Raw genomic sequence first — 19323 nt, forward strand, 5'->3', positions numbered from 1 at the left:
CTAACTCCTTTTTTATCATCTTTGGAATACGCACACTCCGTGCGCAGGCCCGTGCCAGACAGCCATAACAACCGGATTATCCGCTCCGGCAAAGGGAGGAATGGCTCGCCATTCCCCGTCAGGTAAAACAATCTCTGCGACGTCATCCGTCGCGTTCAGCGTCACCAGCCACGCATCCGAAAGCAGGATTTGCAGACAGGGTATGCCGTGTTGCCACTCTTGCGCGCTTAACGGTTGCGCGTCTTTATTCAGCCAGCGAACGTTGCCGTCGCCCTCTTCCCACCAGCTGTCGGCGGTGAGCGCGGGGATGCGCTGGCGAAGATGGATCAGCGCCGCGGTGAAATGAGTCAACCCGCTGTTCGCTTCTCCCCAGTCGAGCCAGGTCAGGGTGTTGTCCTGGCAATAGGCGTTGTTGTTGCCGTGCTGGCTGTGACCGTGCTCGTCGCCTGCCAGCAGCATTGGCGTGCCCTGCGATAACAAAAGCGTCGTCAGCAGCGCATGAACGCTGGCGCGTCGCCGCTCGATCACGTCCAGACTTCCGCCTAACCCTTCTATACCATGGTTAAAGCTATGGTTATTGTTAGTCCCATCGCGATTCTCCTCGCCGTTTGCCTCATTGTGTTTCTGATTGAAACAAACGCAGTCGCGCAGCGTGAAACCGTCGTGTGCCGTCACCAGGTTAATGGTGGCCGACGGACGTTTTCCGTCGCGCTTAAAGAGATCGCTCGAGCCGGCAAAGCGTCCGGCGAACTCTCCGAGCGACAGATCGCGCGCCAGCCAGAAGCGCCGCACGGCGTCGCGGAAGTGATCGTTCCACTCGGCAAACAGCGGCGGGAAGTTCCCCACCTGATAACCGCCTTCACCAATGTCCCAGGGTTCCGCAATCAGCTTCACCGTTGAGAGCACCGGGCAGTTTTTTATCGCCTCAAACAGCGGCGCCTGCTGGCTAAATGCCGGAGTGCGCCCCATCACCGGCGCCAGGTCGAAACGAAAACCGTCCACATGGAACGTCTCAACCCAGTATTTCAGGCATTCGTACGCGTAATGCGTAACGGCCGGATGGCTGAGGTTGAGGGTGTTACCGCACCCGGTCCAGTTTTCATAATCGCCGTCGTCCCTGATCCAATAATAGCTACGGTTATCGATTCCGCGCTGTGAGAGCGTCGGACCGTCAAGATCGCTTTCCGCACTGTGGTTCAGCACCACGTCCAGAATGACCTCAATGCCCGCCGCGTGAAGCGCCTTCACCGCATCACGAAACTCGTCCCGCGCTTTCTCCGGATGCACCGCGTAGCGCGGGTCGAGCGCGAACATCGCCAGCGGGTTGTAGCCCCAGTAGTTGCTTAACCCAAGACGCTGAAGACGCGGCTCGCTGGCGAAATGCGCCACCGGCAGCAGCTCCAGCGCGGTGATCCCTAACTGCTTCAGGTAAGCGACCATTGTCGGATGCCCCAGCGCTTTGTAGGTGCCACGCATCTCTTTGGGGATCGACGGGTGCAGATACGTCAGCCCTTTGACGTGGGCTTCATAGATGACGGTATTCCCCCACGGCGTACGCGGCGGGGCATCATCTTCCCAGTCGTAGAGATCGTGCACCACCACGCTTTTGGGCGCGACGGGCGCGCTGTCGCGGTGGTCAGGTTCGCCGTAGCCGACGTGGAACAGCGGGTCGTCTTTAAATTCACCGTCCACGCGGTGCGCGCACGGGTCAATCAGCAGCTTTGCCGGGTTAAACCAGTGCCCCTGAGATGGCTCCCACGGGCCGTGTACGCGAAAACCGTAGTGCATTCCCGGACGCCCGCCGGACAGGTAACCGTGCCAGGTATCCCCCGTGCGGGACGGTAAATCGTAACGGTGCTCGTTACCTTCCCCGTCAAACACACAGAGTTCCACCCGCTCCGCATGGGCAGAAAAGAGCGTGAAGTTCACCCCCTTTCCGTCAAAACTCGCCCCGAGCGGTTCGGGTTTACCTGCCGAGAGCTGCGTCATTCGCCCTCCCGCACCAGCCAGATGGTGCTCAGCGGCGGCAGCGTCAGGCTCAGGGAGTTCGGACGACCGTGGCTTTCAATCGCATCGCTCTGCACCAGCCCGCCGTTACCGGCGTTACTGCCGTGGTAATGCATGGAGTCGGTGTTAAGAATTTCGCGCCATTTACCCGGCTGGTTAATGCCGAAGCGGTAGTGTTCGCGCGGCACTGGCGTGAAGTTGCTGGCGACGATGATCTCGTTACCCGCTTGGTCACGACGGACAAAGACAAACACCGAGCGCGCGTGGTCGTCCACCACCAGCCACTCAAAGCCGTACGGATCGAAATCCAGCTCGTGCAGCGCTTTGTGGTGGCGGTAGGTCAGGTTCAGGTCGCGCACCAGACGCTGTACGCCGTGGTGCCAGTTGTCCGCGCCTTCCAGCAGGTGCCAGTCAAGGCTGGTGTCGTGGTTCCATTCGCGCCCCTGCGCAAATTCGTTGCCCATAAACAGCAGCTTTTTGCCGGGGAAGGCAAACATCCAGCCGTAATAGGCGCGCAGGTTGGCAAACTTCTGCCACGGGTCCCCCGGCATGCGGTCGAGAATAGATTTCTTGCCGTGCACCACTTCATCGTGCGACAGCGGCAGCATGAAGTTTTCGGTGTAGTTGTAGAGCAGCCCGAAGGTGAGCTTATCGTGGTGATACTGACGATAAACCGGGTCGAGCTTCATGTAGTCGAGCGTGTCGTGCATCCAGCCGAGGTTCCACTTGTACCAGAAGCCCAGGCCGCCCATTGACGGTGGACGGGAAACGCCCGGAAAGTCCGTGGACTCTTCCGCCATGGTCACGGCGCCTTCCACCTGCTCGCCGATGATGCGGTTGGTGTTGCGCAGAAACTCAATCGCTTCGAGGTTTTCACGCCCGCCAAACTCGTTCGGGATCCACTCGCCCTCTTTGCGGCTGTAGTCGCGGTAGATCATCGACGCCACCGCATCGACGCGCAGGGCATCAATGCCGAAGCGTTCGATCCAGTACAGCGCATTCCCCACCAGGTAATTCGACACTTCACGGCGACCGTAGTTGTAGATCAGCGTGTTCCAGTCCTGGTGATAGCCTTCGCGCGGGTCGCTGTGCTCGTACAGCTTCGTGCCGTCGAACTCTGCCAGCGCAAAATCGTCCGACGGGAAGTGGCCTGGTACCCAGTCGAGGATGACGTTCAGCCCGGCGGCGTGCGCGGCATCAATGAAATAGCGGAAGTCATCGCGGGTGCCGAAGCGGCGCGTAGGCGCATACAGCCCGGTTGGCTGGTAGCCCCAGCTCCCGTCGAACGGGTGTTCGTTGATCGGCAGCAGCTCCAGATGGGTAAAGCCCATCCATTTGGCGTACGGTACCAGCTGGTCCGCCAGCTCGCGGTAGCTCAGCCAGAAGTTGTTGTCCGTGTGGCGACGCCAGGAGCCGAGATGCACCTCATAGACGGAGATCGGCGCATCAAAGCGGTTGGCCTGCTTGCGCTCCTCGCTCTGGACGACCTTTTCCGGCAGGCCGCAAATCAGCGAGGCGGTATTCGGGCGCAGTTCAGCCTCAAAGGCGTACGGGTCAGATTTAATGCGCAGCTTACCGCTGGCATCGATCATCTCGAATTTGTAGAGCTGGCCGTTATGCGCCCCGGGGATAAACAGCTCCCAGATGCCGGTTTCCCGGCGCAGGCGCATGGGGTGACGACGACCGTCCCAGTAGTTGAACTGCCCAACGACGGAGACGCGCTGGGCGTTTGGCGCCCATACGGCAAAGCGCGTGCCGGTGATACCGTCCATAGTATCCGCGTGGGCACCCAGCGTTTCGTAGGGGCGTAAATGGGTTCCTTCGGACAGCAGCCAGGCATCCATCTCTTTTAAGAGCGGCCCAAAGCTGTAGGGATCGTCAATCAGGTTTTGCTGACCGTGCCAGATAACGGCAAGCTGATAGCGAAAGGGGTTTTTACGGCGGGGCATGACGCCCGAGAAGAAGCCACGCGAGTCGAGGCATTCCAGATTACCCACCTTGCGGCCGGTTTTGGGTTCGATAACCCACACTTCTGTCGCATCCGGTAACAGCGCCCGAACTTCCAGTCCGGCCTCTGTACGGTGCATCCCTAGCACAGAAAAGGGATCGGCAAAATGACCCGCAATAAGCGCATTAATCACGTCTCTCGAAATACGATCGGACATGGTATTCATCCTGTTTTTTTATGTCGCCCTTTTTACGCGCTCCGGGACGACTTTTAATGTGACCTAAACGGTGCAGTTAATCCTCTCTGCTCCGCCCTACCCTCAGGTGAGAAATAAATCTTCCTTAAAGCATAGCCAACGTCGTGGTTCCTCCTGATAAAAAATAAGACATCTGCGTTTTACTCCATGTAGTACGCAAAAAAAGGGGGTGACAATCACCCCCCGTGTTTAACAAATTATTACGCCAGCTGGCGCAGCATGCGGCGCAGCGGCTCGGCGGCCCCCCACAGCAGCTGGTCGCCAACGGTGAACGCGGAGAGATACTCCGGTCCCATGTTCAGCTTGCGCAGGCGGCCAACCGGCGTGGTCAGCGTGCCGGTAACGGCCGCCGGGGTGAGCTCGCGCATGGTGATATCGCGATCGTTTGGCACCACTTTCGCCCACGGGTTGTGCGCGGCCAGCAGCTCTTCCACGGTCGGAATAGACACATCTTTTTTCAGTTTAATGGTGAAGGCCTGGCTGTGGCAGCGCAGCGCGCCGATACGCACGCACAGACCGTCAACCGGAATGGTGTTCGCGGTGGCGAGGATTTTGTTGGTCTCCGCCTGGCCCTTCCACTCTTCGCGGGTCTGGCCGTTATCCAGCTGTTTGTCGATCCAGGGGATCAGGCCACCGGCCAGCGGTACGCCAAAGTTATCCACCGGCAGCTCGCCGCTGCGGGTCAGCTGAGTGACTTTGCGCTCGATGTCGAGGATGGCGGATGCCGGGTCTGCCAGCTCGGCCGCGACGCTGTGGTGCAGCTGGCCCATCTGGGTCAGCAGCTCGCGCATGTGGCGCGCGCCGCCGCCGGACGCGGCCTGGTACGTTGCCACGGAGACCCACTCCACCAGATCCTGCGCGAACAGGCCGCCGAGGGACATCAGCATCAGGCTGACGGTGCAGTTGCCGCCAACAAAGGTTTTCACGCCGTTGTTCAGGCCGTCGGTGATGACGTCCTGGTTAACCGGGTCGAGAATAATGATGGCATCGTCTTTCATGCGCAGCGACGAGGCCGCGTCAATCCAGTAGCCCTGCCAGCCGCTTTCACGCAGCTTCGGATAGATTTCGTTGGTATAATCGCCGCCCTGGCAAGTCACAATAATGTCGAGTGCCTTCAGCGCTTCCAGATCGTAAGCATCCTGCAACGTGCCCGTGGTACCCCCAAAGGACGGTGCAGCCTGGCCGAGCTGGGAAGTGGAGAAGAAGACCGGGCGGATGGCGTCGAAATCGCGCTCTTCAACCATGCGTTGCATGAGTACAGAGCCGACCATACCGCGCCAGCCGATAAAACCAACGTTTTTCATAGCATTTTTTTCCTGCAAGGGGTGTGTGCTGATTGTGCAAGCCAGTATTGAACTGGGATATGCTTCACATTACAAAATGCTGCCAAAGTCGCAAGCGAAATTAATCGATGATTGCCCGGCAATCAGAAAAAGTGCTAATCATCGCAATGACCACAATAAGTATCAGGGATAATTTAAGATGAGTGAAATCATTTCCGCAGCGGTTTTATTGATCCTGATTATGGATCCGCTCGGTAATCTGCCGATCTTCATGTCGGTGCTGAAGCACACCGAGCCGAAGCGCCGCCGGGCGATCATGATCCGCGAGCTGCTCATCGCCCTGCTGGTGATGTTTATCTTCCTGTTCGCCGGGGAAAAAATCCTCGCTTTCCTGAACTTACGCGCCGAAACGGTCTCCATTTCCGGCGGGATAATTTTGTTCCTGATCGCCATTAAGATGATTTTCCCGAGCGCGGAAGGCAGCAGCAGCGGCCTGCCCGCGGGTGAAGAGCCGTTTATCGTGCCGCTGGCGATCCCGCTGGTCGCGGGACCAACGATTCTGGCAACGCTGATGCTGCTGTCGCATCAGTATCCGAATCAGATGAGCCATCTGGTGATTGCCCTGCTCATCGCCTGGGGCGGGACGTTTATTATCCTGTTGCAGTCGTCGCTGTTCCTGCGCCTGCTGGGTGAGAAAGGGGTGAACGCGCTGGAGCGTCTGATGGGGCTGATTCTGGTGATGATGGCGACGCAGATGTTCCTGGACGGAATACGGGCGTGGATGAAAGGTTGAGGATGTAAAAAAGCCGGGTGGCGCTTACGCTTACCCGGCCTACGGGACCTGAGGTTTTTGTAGGTCGGGTAAGCGTAAGCGCCACCCGACACACATACAGCCTCGTTAGCTCAGGAGCGTAAACGCAATCATCCCGACAATCGCACCCGTGGTGCCGAGGATGGTTTCCATCAGCGTCCAGGTTTTCAGGGTTTGCGCTTCGGTGGCGCCGGTAAATTTACCGAACAGCCAGAAGCCGGCGTCGTTTACGTGTGAAACCACAATCGAGCCGCCCGCGATACAGATAGAGAGCGCCGCCATCTGCGCGCCGGAGTAGTTCAGTTGTTCAATCACCGGCATCACCAGGCCCACGGCGGTTAAGCATGCCACGGTCGCGGAGCCCTGAATGATACGCACCGCTGCGGCCAGCACGAAGCAGGTGACCGCAATCGGCAGTCCCATTCCGGTCAACGCTTCGCCCAGTGCCGGACCCACACCGGAGTCCACCAGCACCTGTTTGAACACGCCACCGGCACCGATCACCAGCAGAATGATACCCGCCGGTTGCAGCGCAGCGCCGCAAATCTCCATCACGCGGTCTTTCGGCATGCCCTGACGCATCGCCAGGCCGTAAATCGCCACCAGACACGCCACCAGGATCGCCGTGAACGGGTGACCAATAAACTCGAACCATTCGTACGCGGTTGAACCCACCGGCACAAAGCGCGCCGCGATGGTTTTCAGACCCACCAGCACCAGCGGCAGCAGGATCAGCGAAAGACTAAAGCCGAAGGACGGCATTTTGCCTTCGCCCAGGTGCGGCTCGGAGATGTCGTCCGGGATGTGCAGCTCAACGTAGCGGCTGATGAAGTTGCCCCACAGCGGACCGGCGATAATCATGCCCGGGATCGCAGCGCACAGGCCAATCAGGATCATCCAGCCAAAGTCCGCGTGCATCTGGGAGGCCAGCAGCATCGGGGCAGGCCCGGGCAGCAGAAACGCCGCGGCCGCCGCCACGCCCGCAAACAGCGGAATGACCAGCTTCACGAGGTTCGTACCGGTATGGCGCGCCATTGAAAACGCCACGCTAATCAGCAGCACAACCGCCACTTCAAAGAACAGCGGCAGCGCGCAAATCAGACCGGCCAGACCAATCGCGTAGTGCGCACGGCTGTGTCCGAAGGATTTCAGCATCTTGACGGCAATCTGGTCGACCGCGCCCGTCTCGTGCAGGATCTTGCCAAACATCGCGCCCAGCGCTACCACAATGGCCAGGAAGCCCAGCGTGCCGCCCATCCCTTTTTCCATCGTCGCCGCGATTTTGTCGAGCGGCATACCGGAAAAAAGACCTGCACCAATAGAAACCACCATCAAAGCAACGAAGGCATGCATACGCGCCTTCATCACTAAAAACAGCAGCAGCAATACGGAACCCACTGCTGTCAGAACTAGCGTTAATGTACTCAAAACTTACTGCCTTTTATTAATAACCTCGATGGTGCTGGCTACAACACCTTCCAGCGGCTGATCGATATCAACCACTAAGACATCCTGCTCGTCAGCACCCGGCTCCTGCAACGCCTCGAACTGCGTGACCAGCATCTGGGTTTTGAAGAAGTGGCCTTTACGCGCCTTCAGACGGCTTTCAATCACCCCGAAATCGCCTTTCAGGTAGATGAAAGAGAGGTTCGGATTGCCGTCGCGCAGCAGGTCGCGATAGGTTTTTTTCAGCGCGGAGCAGACGATCAGGGAGACTTTGTTGGTGCGCTGCATCGCGAACGCGGCGTCATTCAGCGCCTGCAACCACGGTTTGCGGTCGTCGTCGTTCAGCGGCTCGCCGGAAGCCATTTTCATGATGTTGCTGCGCGGATGGAGGAAGTCACCATCAAGAAACGCAGCCTGGAGTTGATGCGCCACTTCGCTCGCCACGGCAGATTTACCGCTACCGGACACGCCCATCAGGACGTAAACGTGGTGATCGTGATTAGTCGTGCTCAAAGGGTGTCCCTCAGTCAATTGTTACGGGTAACAGTTATCGGTAACATTGTCCTGCCGGGGCAAAAGAGAAGCAATATCCAAACGTGCGCGATGTGAATAAGTGTGAGCTACTTCAAATTTGTCGGATTAAATAGATCCACCCGGTGACAAGGTGAAACCTAAATCTAACATTTTAGGGGTAACTGCCTCACCACGAATGCGCGCCAGCAGGCGTTCTGCACCAATGCGCCCCATGCGTTCGCGCGGGGTCAGGACGCTTGCCAGCCGCGGCTCCATCACCTGGCCGATGTCGTGACCGTGGAAGCCGGCAATCGCCATGTCATCAGGGATCTTCAGCCCCAGACGCTGACATTCAAACGCCGCGCCCACCGCAAGGTCATCGTTGGTACAGAAAATACCGTCCAGTTGCGGATACTCGCGTCGCGCCTGACGCATCAGCTCAATACCCGACGTATAAGATGAAGATTGCTCCACCATTACGCTGTACGGGGTTAAACCGGCGTCGAGCATCGCCTGCTCGTATCCCTTCTGTTTGATGATAGTACGTTCATCCAGTCGTGCACCCAGGTATGCGATATGGCGATGACCGCGGGCAATAATGGCCGCCGTCATCTGACGCGCCGCTTCAAAGTTATCGAACCCAACGGCAATGTCGAGGCACGGCGACTGGCTGTCCATCAGTTCCACCACCGGAATGCCCGCCACCTGAATCATTTTCAGCGTGCGCGGCGTGTGGGTACGTTCCGTTAAAATCAGCCCGTCGATGTTCCAGGAAAGCATCGATTCAAGACGTTCCTCTTCCAGTTCCGGCTTGTATCCGTAGTGAGCGAGCATGGTCTGATAGCCAAACGCATCGGTAACGCTTTCGATACCGCGCAGCACTTCGGCGAAAACCTGGTTGGTTAAGGAAGGAAGCAGGACGCCCACCGCACGACTGGTCGCATTGGAGAGAATATCGGGTGCGCGGTTGGGGATATAACCCAGTTCATCAAGGGCGGCGGCAATCTTGCCACGCAACGCCACGGAAACCTGTTCCGGGTTACGTAAAAAACGGCTGACCGTCATTTTGGTCACACCGACGCGATCGGCGACATCCTGAAGTACGGGGCGTTTCTTTTTCATCGTCCTGAGAAATCTTGAAGTGAGAGATTTGCTCAGTTTATCACGGACAAAGCTCAACCTTCCCCGTTTAAAGGGAAGGTTGAGAAATTATTTAGACCGGCGGCAGGTCAAACAGCAGGATTTCGCTTTCGCTGTCGGCATGCACGGAGAGCGCCTGCTCGTCCCAGATAGCCAGGCCATCGGCGGTTGTGGCTTTCGTGCCGTTAATAGACACTTCCCCTTTCACCACCTGGATCCAGACGCGGCGGTTGGCGGCAATCTGATGGACAGACTGTTCGTCTTTCGCCAGCGCCCAGCGGTACAGTTCCATATCCTGGTGCACCTTCAGAGAACCTTCACGCGCATCCGGGGACAGCACCAGCTGTTTGCCCTGTTTCGCGTCGAAGCGGCGCTGCTCGTAGCGTGGCGTGATGCCGGTCTCTTCTGGAATGATCCAGATTTGATACAGGTGCAGTTTTTCCGTTTTGCTCGGGTTGTACTCGGAGTGACGCACCCCGGTACCCGCGCTCATGATCTGGAACTCACCCGCCGGCACCTGCTCTTTGTTGCCCATGCTGTCCTGGTGCTCAACCGCCCCTTCCAGCACATAGGTCAGGATTTCCATGTCCTTGTGCGGGTGGGTACCGAAGCCCTGGCCTGCGTCAATCACGTCGTCGTTAATGACGCGGAGCGCGGAGAAGCCCATGAAGTTCGGGTCGTAATAGTCGGCAAACGAGAATGAATGCCATGAGTCCAGCCAGCCATGATTTGCGTGACCGCGTTCGTTTGCTTTGCGTAAGTAGATCATTGTTTTCACCCTCAGTTCGTTTCGATGGAGTAAGTGTGGACGCAAACCGTCCGGGATCATAGAGGGTGAAAATTGACTCCTCTGTTCAAAAATTATGAACAACCGCAGAGGAGCCGTTTTTGCTTATCTGGCGAGGGTTACCGTGGCAGGAGAAGCCTGTTCAAAGGCCCGTTCAAGGATTTCCAGGTTAGTGAGAACGTCAGATTCCTTGACGTAATTCGGCGTGCCGCTGGTGAGGGTTTCATACAGCGCATCGTAGACGCGGCCATAGTCGCCGGTTTCCGGTTTCAACTCTTCTCTGACCGTCACGCCCTCATCGTTCACGTACTCCAGCACGCCCACGGCATCGTCCGCCGCAAAGCCCGGTTCGCCCGGCATGATGTTGGCCTTCAGGCTGGTCTCCTGCTGGTCGATGCCGTACCGGATGAACGAGCCCTTCGTGCCGTGAACAATAAATTTCGGGTAGTCGATTTTCACCAGATGGCTGGTTTTAACGATGGCCTTAAGGTCGCCGTAAAACAGCTGCGCCTCGAAGGTATCGTCCGGATTGGCTTTATTGCGCAGGCTGCGGATATCGTACGCCACGTGGTCCGGGCGGCCAAACAGGGAGATGATCTGGTCCATGGTGTGTACGCCCAGACCGTAGAACGAGCCGTCCTGCGGCAGGCCGGGTTTGGTTTCTGCCACCGGACGGTAGTAATCGAAGTGGCTTTCGATCTCCACAATATCGCCGAGCTTGCCGCTTTCGATCGCCTTTTTCGCCGTCAGGAAGCAGCTGTCAAAGCGACGGTTCTGGTACGGGGTGACGGTAAGCGCCTTGCTTTTCGCCAGCGCGAACAGCGCCTTCGCTTCGGCAAGCGTCGGGGTGAACGGTTTTTCCACCAGCACGTTCTTGCCCGCTTCGAGCGCGCGTTTCGCGTAGTCGAAGTGGCTGTCGGCGTGAGTGCAGACGATCACCAGCTTTACCTGCGGATCGTTAAGCACTTCATCGAGATCGCTGGTGAAGTGAATGTGGGAATACTGCGGAGACTGCTCTTCCGGTTTCGCGCTGCGACGGTAGATATGGGCTACATGCCAGGTGTCTTTACGGTTGAGAACATACGGAAGGTGGTAACGCGTGGTGCTTTTGCCAAATCCAATAAATGCGCAATGTAGTGTCATGGCTCAGTCCTTTTTAAGGTTACTGGGTTTAACCATAACAAAAAAAAAGCCAGCGAGAAGCTGGCTAAAGTAATACTGGAAGCAATGTGAGCAATGTCGTGCTTTCAGGTTCCCGTAGGAGGTCTTCCTGAATGCAGAGCAATAATAATCATTCTCATTCGCACTTGTCCAACACTTTTTGCAAAAAATAGCGATTGACTCAGGTTTTAAAGTCAATGATGTTGGAAGGGACTTTTAACCGACTGAGGAACAAGGAATGAGTGAGATAGTGATACGCCACGCGGAACCGAAAGATTACGACGTCATTCGTCAGATCCACGCCCAGCCGGAGGTGTACCACAACACGCTACAGGTTCCTCATCCCTCAGAGCAGATGTGGCAGGAGCGGCTAACCGATCAGCCCGGCATTAAACAGCTGGTCGCCTGCATCGACGGGACTGTCGCCGGGCACCTGTGCATTGCCGTAGCCCAGCGCCCACGTCGCAGCCACGTTGCCGATTTCGGAATTTGTGTGGGTGCGCAGTGGCAAAACCGGGGCGTCGCCAGCGCCCTGATGCGTACCATGATCGATATGTGCGACAACTGGCTGCGCGTCGACCGCATTGAGTTAACGGTGTTTGTGGATAACGAACCGGCAATCGCGGTGTACAAAAAGCACGGATTCGAAATTGAAGGCACCGGCAAGCGCTACGGCCTGCGCAACGGTGAGTACGTGGATGCGTATTATATGGCGCGAATGAAGTAGTTTGTTGCCGGGTAAGGCGAAGCCGCCACCCGGCTAAACATCAATACCCCGCCGTTAAATCATCTACCGAACGCGGGTCCGACGCGCCAAACAGCGCCCCGTCCGGCCCGACCATAATGCTCTGGGTGCTGCCCATCGCCTCTTTCACCGCCACCTTTTGTCCGCGTTGCTCAAGCAGTTTTATCGTGTCCGGGCTAAAGCCCTTCTCGACGCGCAGTTCATCCGGCAGCCACTGATGATGGAAACGCGGCGCATTGGTCGCCTCGGCGACGTTCATGCCAAAATCGATGCTGTTCACCACCATCTGTAGCACGGTGGTAATGATGCGGCTCCCGCCAGGGCTGCCGGTCACCAGCCAGGTTTTACCGTCTTTCACCACGATGGTTGGCGACATGGACGACAGCGGGCGCTTCTTCGGCCCCACGGCGTTAGCATCCCCGCCGACCAGCCCGTACACGTTCGGCACGCCCGGCTTGGCCGAGAAATCATCCATCTCGTTATTCAGCAAAATGCCGCTGTTGCCCGCTACGATCCCGGTGCCGAAAGTGGTGTTCAGCGTATAGGTCACCGCCACCGCGTTACCGTCTTTATCCACCACCGAGAAATGCGTGGTCTGGTTACTTTCATACGGTGCCAGCTTGCCGGGGCGGATCTCGCTCGACGGCTTCGCCTTGTTGATGTCGATCTCGTCGGCAATCGATTTGGCATACGCTTTGTTGGTCAGCGCCTGCCACGGCACCTTCACGAAATCCGGATCGCCAAGGTATTCCGAGCGGTCGGCGTAGGCACGCTTTTCCGCTTCCGCCATCACCTGCATGGCGTCCGCGCTGCCGAAGCCGAACTTGTGCATATCAAAGTTTTCAAGAATGTTGAGGATCTGCACGATGTGAATGCCACCGGAGGACGGCGGCGGCATGGAGAAGACGTCGTACCCGCGATAGGTGCCGCTAATCGGCTCGCGCTCCACCGCCTTGTATTCTGCCAGGTCCGCTTTGGTAATGAGCCCGCCGTTCTTCTGCATCTCGTCGGCAATCTGATCGGCAATCGCCCCTTTATAGAAGGCGTCAGGACCGTTTTCCGCAATCAGCTCCAGGCTTCTGGCGAGGTTTTTCTGCACCAGCTTATCGCCCTTCTTCAGCGGCTCACCATCTTTCCAGAAAATCGCCTTGCTGTTTTCGTGATTCGGAATCACTTCACTGCCGTAGGTTTTGAGGTCGTCCGCCAGCGCGTCGTTCACCACAAAGCCGTCACGCGCCAGCTTGATAGCAGGCTGCACCACCTTGTTCAGCGGCAGCGTGCCGTATTTTTCCAGCGCCAGCGAGAAGCCCGCAACGGTGCCAGGCGTGCCGGACGCAAGGTGCGAGGTCAGGGATTTTTTGCTGTCCGGGTTGCCCTGATCGTCGAGGAACATATCGCGGGAGGCCTGATTCGGCGCCATCTCACGGAAGTCGATGGCCGTGGTTTTGCCGTCTTTGGTACGCAGCATCATAAAGCCGCCGCCGCCCAGGTTCCCGGCCTGCGGGTGCGTTACCGCCAGCGCGTACCCGACCGCGACCGCCGCGTCCACCGCGTTACCGCCCTGCTTAAGAATATCGACGCCTACCTGGGTTGCCAGCGCGTCAACCGAGGCCACCATGCCGTGCGTGGCCCGCACGGGGTGAAAAACATCCTCCTCCACGCCGTAAGAGACCGGAGGAGCGGCGGGCGGGTTGGCCGCCACGGTAAATGTGCCGCCTGCCATCAGCGCAGCGAGGGCGACCCAGCGCAAAAAGGTTGGTTTCATCATTATTGTTCTCCAGGTGAAGGGGTCCATATTCCCCGCTTAAGCCTGGTTCACAACTCTTAAAAAATCATCGTTATGCTGGTTTAGGGGTAAACTTAAGAGAAGCCTCAAAGGAGGAGATAACCATGAAACGATTCCTGATCCTGACCGCGCTGCTCCCGTTCGCCGCGCTCGCACAGCCCATTAACACCCTGAACAACCCGAACCAGCCGGGCTACGTCATTCCGAGCCAGCAGCGTATGCAGACGGAGATGATGAGCCAGCAACAACAGCAGAAAGGGATGCTCAACCAGCAGCTAAAGACGCAGACCCAGGTGCAGCAGCAACACCTGCAAAACCAGATGAACGCTAACACCCAGCGCGTGCAGCAGGGCCAGATGCGCGAGCAGCCGCTGCAAAACCCAAACGGCGGGATGTTAGGGGGCGGGATGTCGCAAAGCAGCGGTCAGCAGCATATGCTGCCGACCCAGCAGAACGGCAGCATGCTTAATAAATAAAGTCTGGCCCGATCTTGTCAATCGCATCGGTACAGATGCTGTCTACGCCCCAGCGCAGCAGTTCGGCTGCACGCTGGGGTTTGTTGACGGTGTAGACCAGGATATGCAGACCCGCGTCTTTCAGCATTTTGACCCGCGCCGCATCCAGCAGCTTATGGTTGAGGTGGATCGACACGCAGCCTAAGCGGCCCGTCAGTTCGCGCCAGTCCTCACGCCACTCGTCCAGCAGCAGCCCGCGCGGCAGTTCAGGCACAGCCGCCTGTGCGGCTTCCAGCGCGTCGATGTCAAACGAGGAGAGCAGCGGCGGCGTCATGCCTTCCCACAGCTCACGCGCGGCCAGCGCAATCACTTTGCCCGTCAGCGGCCCGGTGCCGGTGGTCGGTTTGATTTCGATGTTAGCCATCATGCCGTGTTGACGACACCGGTCCGCCACTTCCGCCAGTAGCGGCAGCGGCTCGCCTTTGAAATCACCGCTGAACCAGCTTCCGGCGTCCACCTTCAGCAGATCGCGCCACGGCAGTTCGCCCGCCACGCCCCAGCCGTTGCTGGTGCGTTCGAGGTTGTCGTCATGCAGCAGGAAAATTTCGCCGTCTTTCGACAGCTTGGCGTCAAACTCGATCATCGTGTGGCCGTAGCGTGCGCCAGCGTCAATCGCCGCCAGGGTGTTCTCCGGCGCCAGTTTACCGCCGCCACGGTGGGCGACGATGTGGGGGTAAGGCCAGTTGCTCATACTCGTTGTCCTGTTTCACCGTCAAATAAGTGCAGGTGATTTTCCGGCACATGCAGCCACAGCGTGCTGCCTGCCTTCGGGCGCTCCTGATGCGGCAGGCGCACCACCAGCTTTTGCTCGCCCCAGCGCCCGTGCGCCAGGTTATCGGCGCCCAGCATCTCCAGCGTGTCCATCACCAGCGGCACGCCGCCGTCCGCCTGAGACGTTAAGCCAATATGCTCCGGGCGGATGCCAAGCGTCATCTTACGCCCGGCGTACCCACGATAGTACCAGTTGATCGGTAACGCCATCCCGCTTTCCAGTTCAAAGTGGGTTCCCGCAGCATTGATCCGCCCGTCCAGCAGGTTCATCGCCGGGCTGCCGATAAAGCTCGCCACAAAACGGCTGGCCGGTTTTTCGTAGACCTCCACCGGCGTGCCAATCTGCTCGGCAATGCCTTTGTTCATCACCATCACGCGCTGGGCGAGGGTCATGGCTTCGACCTGATCGTGGGTGACATAGAGGGACGTGGTTTTCAGACGGCGATGCAGCTGCTGTAGCTCAAGGCGCATCTGCACGCGCAGCTTGGCGTCGAGATTCGAGAGCGGTTCGTCGAACAGGAATACCGCAGGGTCGCGCACGATGGCGCGCCCCATCGCCACGCGCTGGCGCTGGCCGCCGGAGAGCTCGCGCGGGCGGCGCTTAAGCAGGCCGTCAAGTTCCAGAATGCGCGCGGCTTCTTTTACGCGCTCGGCGATATGGCCTTTGCCCATCCCGCGAATTTTCAGCCCCCAGGCCATGTTCTCCTCCACGATCATGTGCGGATAGAGGGCATAGTTCTGGAACACCATCGCGATGCCGCGATCTTTTGGCTCCATCTCGGTGACGCGCTGGCGGTCAATCCAGATATCCCCGGACGTGACGCGCTCCAGCCCCGCCACCATGCGCAGCAGCGTGGACTTCCCGCAGCCGGACGGGCCGACCATCACGATAAATTCGCCGTCCGCCACGTCGAGCGTCAGCGGCTGAATGACCTGGGTTTTACCGTCCCAGCTTTTGGTAACTGCCTGAAGTTTTAAACCTGCCATCTTATTTCTCGCTATCGACCAGGCCGCGGACAAACGCGCGCTGCATGGCTAAAACAATGACTACGGGTGGGATTAGGGTGAGCAGCATCGCCGCCATCACCTGGTTCCAGAGGGTGGTGCCTTCACCGGTGGCGATCATGCCTTTGATGCCCGCCACGGCGGTGCCGAGGTTGACGTCCTGAACGATCAGCAGCGGCCACAGGTACTGGTTCCAGCCGTAGATAAAGGTGATCACAAACAGCGCCGCGAGGTTGGTTTTCGACAGCGGCAGCACGATGTCGCGGAAGAAGCGCATCGGGGAGGCACCGTCGATGCGTGCGGCCTCAATCAGCTCGTCCGGCAGGGTCATAAAGAACTGGCGGAACAGGAAGGTGGCGGTCGCCGAGGCCATCAGCGGCAGGGTTAAGCCCGCGTAGCTGTCCAGCATCTTCAGGTTGGCAATCACCTCCACCGTCGGGAAGATACGCACCTCCACCGGCAGCATCAGGGTGATGAAAATCATCCAGAAGAACAGGTTACGCAGCGGAAAGCGGAACCAGACGATGGCGAAGGCCGAGAGCATCGACACCGTGATTTTGCCCACCGTAATGCCGAACGCCATGATGAAGCTGTTGAGCATCATCAGCCAGAACGGCGCGCTGTTGGTGCCCACGCCCTGGGTCCAGATGGTCTTCATGTTTTCGAAAAGGTGCCCGCCCGGGATCAGCGTCATCGGCGTGTGGAACACCGCTTTGGTGTCCAGCGTGGCGGCGACAAAGGCCACGTACAGCGGGAACAGGATAACGAGAATGCCCAGGATCAGCAGGGTATGGCTGAAAATCGTCAGCCCGCGACGGTTCTCAATCATTGGTAGCGCACCTTACTTTCGACATAGCGGAACTGCACTACCGTGAGGATGATGACGAGGAACATCAGCACGACGGACTGCGCGGCAGAGGCCGAGAGATCGAGTCCGGCAAACCCTTCGCGGTAGATCTTGTAGATAAGCGTGGTGGTCGCCTGCACCGGACCGCCCGCAGTGGCGGCGTCGATCACCGGGAAGGTATCGAAGAAGGCGTACACCAGGTTAACCACCAGCAGGAAGAAGCTGACCGGGGCGATCAGCGGCAGCGACAGCCTGAAGAAGCGGCGCACCGGCCCTGCGCCGTCGATGGCGGCGGCCTCCACCAGCGAACGCGGAATGGATTGCAGCGCGGCGAAGAAGAACAGGAAGTTATAGCTGATCTGCTTCCACACCGAGGCGAACACCACGAGGAACATCGCCTGACCGCTGTTCTGGGCGTGGTTCCAGTCATAGCCGAATTCCGCCAGAAAATGGGTAATCAGCCCGCGGCCGGGGTTAAACAGGAAGATCCACAGCACGGCAGCCACGGCGGGGGCCACGGCGTAAGGCAGCAGCATCAGGGTCTGATACAGGCGGCTGCCGCGCACCACGTAATCCACCAGCGCGGCGAAAAACAGCGACGCGACAAGGCCGCTCACGGTCACCAGCGCGCTGAATTTGATCGTCGTCCAGAAGGAGTCCAGGTAGTAGCTGTCGTGGAACAGCGCCGTAAAGTTGTCCAGCCCAACAAACTGGCTGGAAAGCCCGAACGGATCGACGCTTTGTACCGAGTACCACAGCGCTTCGCCCGCAGGCCAGATGAAGAAGATAACGGTGATGATCAGCTGAGGCGCGACCAGCAGGTACGGCAGCCAGCGGGATCGGAACACCGGACGGGATGAGGACATGGAGATTTGATTCCTGAACAATGCCGGGTGGCGGCTGCGCCTTACCCTGCCTGGATGGGGCACGTCGTAGGCCCGGTAAGCGAAGCGCTACCGGGCGTTTCAGCGATTACGATTTCGTCGACTGCTCAAAGCGGCGCAGCAACTGATTGCCGCGCTCTACCGCAGAGTCCAGGGCCTGCTGCGGGGTTTTCTTCCCCGTCCACACGCTTTCCAGCTCTTCATCCACGATGGTGCGGATCTGCGGCATGTTGCCCAGACGCAGGCCTTTGGTGAACGGCAGCGGCGGCTTATTCAGCATCTGACGCGTCGCGATATCCGCGCCCGGGTTTTTGCTGTAGAAGCCCTGCTCGCGGGTCAGGTCGTAGGCGGCCTTGGTGATCGGCAGATAGCCGGTTTTCTGGTGCCATTCGGCCGCGTTTTCCGGCTTCGCCAGGAAGTCGAGGAACTCGGCCACGCCCTTATAGGTGCCGCTGTCTTTACCCTGCATCACCCACAGGCTGGCCCCGCCGATGATGGCGTTCTGCGGCGCGCCTTTTACGTCGGCGTCGTACGGCATCATGCCCACGCCGTAGTTGAATTTGGCGTAGTGACGGATATCCGCCAGCGAGCCGGAAGACGCGGTGGTAATGGCGCAGTCGCCGTTATAGAACTTCTCGGTGGATTCGTCTTTACGCCCGAAGTAGCTGAAGTCGCCCTTCTTGTTCAGATCCGCCAGCAGCGCGATGTGCTTCACCTGCTCCGGCTTGTTGAACTCCAGAACCGCGTCGGTGCCGTCGAAGCCGTTGTTTTTGGTGGCAACCGGCAGGCCGTGCCATGCGCTGAAGTTCTCAATCTGGATCCAGCCCTGCCAGCCGCTGGCGTAGCCGCACTTCATCCCCGCCGCTTTCAGCTTCGCGGTGTACTCGGCCAGATCCTGCCAGGTTTTTGGCGGCTGCTCCGGATCCAGGCCCGCTTTTTTGAAGGCATCTTTGTTGTAGTACAGCACCGGCGTGGAGCTGTTAAACGGCTGGGACAGCAGGTGGCCGGTTTTGGAATCGGTGTAGTAACCGGAGACGGTCGGCACGAACTGGGATTCGTCAAAGTTGATGCCCGCGTCTTTGAACACTTCGTAGACCGGTTTGATGGCTTTCGAGGCCATCATGGTCGCGGTGCCGACTTCATACACCTGCAACAGTGCAGGCGCGTTGCCGGTACGGAAGGCGGCGATGCCCGCGCTCAGGCTCTGCTCGTAGTTGCCTTTGTACACCGGCACAATTTTGTAATCCGGGTGGGTGTCATTGAAACGCTGCGCCAGGGAGTCAACCTCTTTACCCAACTCCCCTTCCATGGAATGCCAGAATGGAATGGTGGTCACGGCCATTGCGTTCGTCGCAAAAGCCAGACCGATTGCCAGACCCAAAGCCGTGTGTCGTAACGATGTCATTGTCATCTCTCTT

Annotated in this window: 17 protein-coding genes; 3 read left to right on the forward strand and 14 right to left on the reverse strand. The window is 58.5% G+C overall.

Annotation, left to right across the window (positions count from 1 at the left end; genetic code table 11):
• Positions 1-15: 15 nt before the first annotated feature.
• The 3 genes from glgX to asd all read right to left on the reverse strand — a co-directional run bounded on the left by glgX (position 16) and on the right by asd (position 5515).
• Positions 16-1989, reverse strand: a complete 1974-nt coding sequence (gene glgX, locus E0L16_RS12440) for a glycogen debranching protein GlgX (protein ID WP_131637030.1) — start codon at positions 1987-1989, stop codon at positions 16-18.
• Positions 1986-4172, reverse strand: coding sequence for a 1,4-alpha-glucan branching enzyme (gene glgB / locus E0L16_RS12445; protein ID WP_131637031.1), 2187 nt, complete (start codon positions 4170-4172; stop codon positions 1986-1988). The genes glgX and glgB overlap by 4 nt, the downstream gene beginning before the upstream one ends.
• Before the next feature lie 239 nt (positions 4173-4411).
• Positions 4412-5515: an aspartate-semialdehyde dehydrogenase gene (gene asd, locus E0L16_RS12450; RefSeq protein ID WP_107534097.1), complete on the reverse strand. Its 1104-nt coding sequence runs from the start codon at positions 5513-5515 to the stop codon at positions 4412-4414.
• A gap of 178 nt (positions 5516-5693) precedes the next feature.
• On the opposite strand from asd, the gene yhgN reads away from it, so the two are divergent.
• Positions 5694-6287, forward strand: coding sequence for an NAAT family transporter YhgN (gene yhgN / locus E0L16_RS12455; RefSeq protein WP_003861574.1), 594 nt, complete (start codon positions 5694-5696; stop codon positions 6285-6287).
• A 105-nt stretch (positions 6288-6392) separates the two neighbouring features.
• Here the strand turns inward: yhgN and gntU are convergent, their stop codons facing one another.
• The 5 genes from gntU to E0L16_RS12480 form a co-directional block, all read right to left on the reverse strand.
• On the reverse strand, positions 6393-7733 hold the full coding sequence (gene gntU / locus E0L16_RS12460; protein WP_023295539.1) for a gluconate transporter: 1341 nt from the start codon (positions 7731-7733) through the stop codon (positions 6393-6395).
• Between the two features lie 3 nt (positions 7734-7736).
• On the reverse strand, positions 7737-8264 hold the full coding sequence (gntK, locus tag E0L16_RS12465) for a gluconokinase (protein WP_003861569.1): 528 nt from the start codon (positions 8262-8264) through the stop codon (positions 7737-7739).
• A 126-nt stretch (positions 8265-8390) separates the two neighbouring features.
• On the reverse strand, positions 8391-9386 hold the full coding sequence (gntR, locus tag E0L16_RS12470) for a gluconate operon transcriptional repressor GntR (protein WP_063865382.1): 996 nt from the start codon (positions 9384-9386) through the stop codon (positions 8391-8393).
• Positions 9387-9477: 91 nt separating this feature from the next.
• Positions 9478-10173, reverse strand: a complete 696-nt coding sequence (locus E0L16_RS12475) for a pirin family protein (protein WP_000639796.1) — start codon at positions 10171-10173, stop codon at positions 9478-9480.
• Between the two features lie 123 nt (positions 10174-10296).
• Entirely contained in the window at positions 10297-11334 is a 1038-nt protein-coding gene (locus E0L16_RS12480; RefSeq protein ID WP_131637032.1) for an oxidoreductase, read from the reverse strand.
• Positions 11335-11590: 256 nt separating this feature from the next.
• On the opposite strand from E0L16_RS12480, the gene yhhY reads away from it, so the two are divergent.
• Complete coding sequence (gene yhhY / locus E0L16_RS12485; protein ID WP_107534103.1) at positions 11591-12079, forward strand: N-acetyltransferase; 489 nt, start codon at positions 11591-11593, stop codon at positions 12077-12079.
• Between the two features lie 40 nt (positions 12080-12119).
• Here yhhY and ggt read toward each other — a convergent pair whose 3' ends face one another.
• Entirely contained in the window at positions 12120-13865 is a 1746-nt protein-coding gene (ggt, locus tag E0L16_RS12490; protein WP_173937192.1) for a gamma-glutamyltransferase, read from the reverse strand.
• 122 nt (positions 13866-13987) lie between these two features.
• Between ggt and E0L16_RS12495 the strand changes: the two genes are divergently transcribed.
• Positions 13988-14359 carry a DUF2756 family protein gene (locus E0L16_RS12495; RefSeq protein WP_063449537.1) on the forward strand — a complete coding sequence of 124 codons (372 nt, stop codon included), beginning with the start codon at positions 13988-13990 and terminating at the stop codon, positions 14357-14359.
• On the opposite strand, the gene ugpQ is transcribed toward E0L16_RS12495, so the two are convergent.
• The 5 genes from ugpQ to ugpB all read right to left on the reverse strand — a co-directional run bounded on the left by ugpQ (position 14349) and on the right by ugpB (position 19310).
• Positions 14349-15089: a glycerophosphodiester phosphodiesterase gene (ugpQ, locus tag E0L16_RS12500; protein ID WP_131637033.1), complete on the reverse strand. Its 741-nt coding sequence runs from the start codon at positions 15087-15089 to the stop codon at positions 14349-14351. The two genes, E0L16_RS12495 and ugpQ, sit on opposite strands and share 11 nt — an antisense overlap.
• Entirely contained in the window at positions 15086-16156 is a 1071-nt protein-coding gene (locus E0L16_RS12505) for a sn-glycerol-3-phosphate import ATP-binding protein UgpC (protein WP_131637034.1), read from the reverse strand. Before E0L16_RS12505 ends, ugpQ begins: the two co-directional genes overlap by 4 nt.
• A 1-nt stretch (position 16157) precedes the next feature.
• On the reverse strand, positions 16158-17003 hold the full coding sequence (gene ugpE, locus E0L16_RS12510; protein ID WP_131637035.1) for a sn-glycerol-3-phosphate ABC transporter permease UgpE: 846 nt from the start codon (positions 17001-17003) through the stop codon (positions 16158-16160).
• Positions 17000-17887 carry a sn-glycerol-3-phosphate ABC transporter permease UgpA gene (gene ugpA / locus E0L16_RS12515; protein ID WP_131637036.1) on the reverse strand — a complete coding sequence of 296 codons (888 nt, stop codon included), beginning with the start codon at positions 17885-17887 and terminating at the stop codon, positions 17000-17002. The genes ugpE and ugpA overlap by 4 nt, the downstream gene beginning before the upstream one ends.
• Positions 17888-17993: 106 nt before the next feature.
• Positions 17994-19310, reverse strand: a complete 1317-nt coding sequence (gene ugpB / locus E0L16_RS12520) for a sn-glycerol-3-phosphate ABC transporter substrate-binding protein UgpB (RefSeq protein WP_063449542.1) — start codon at positions 19308-19310, stop codon at positions 17994-17996.
• Positions 19311-19323: the final 13 nt, after the last annotated feature.

The sequence above is a fragment of the Enterobacter quasihormaechei genome (genome assembly GCF_004331385.1).
Taxonomy (GTDB): Bacteria; Pseudomonadota; Gammaproteobacteria; order Enterobacterales; family Enterobacteriaceae; genus Enterobacter; species Enterobacter quasihormaechei.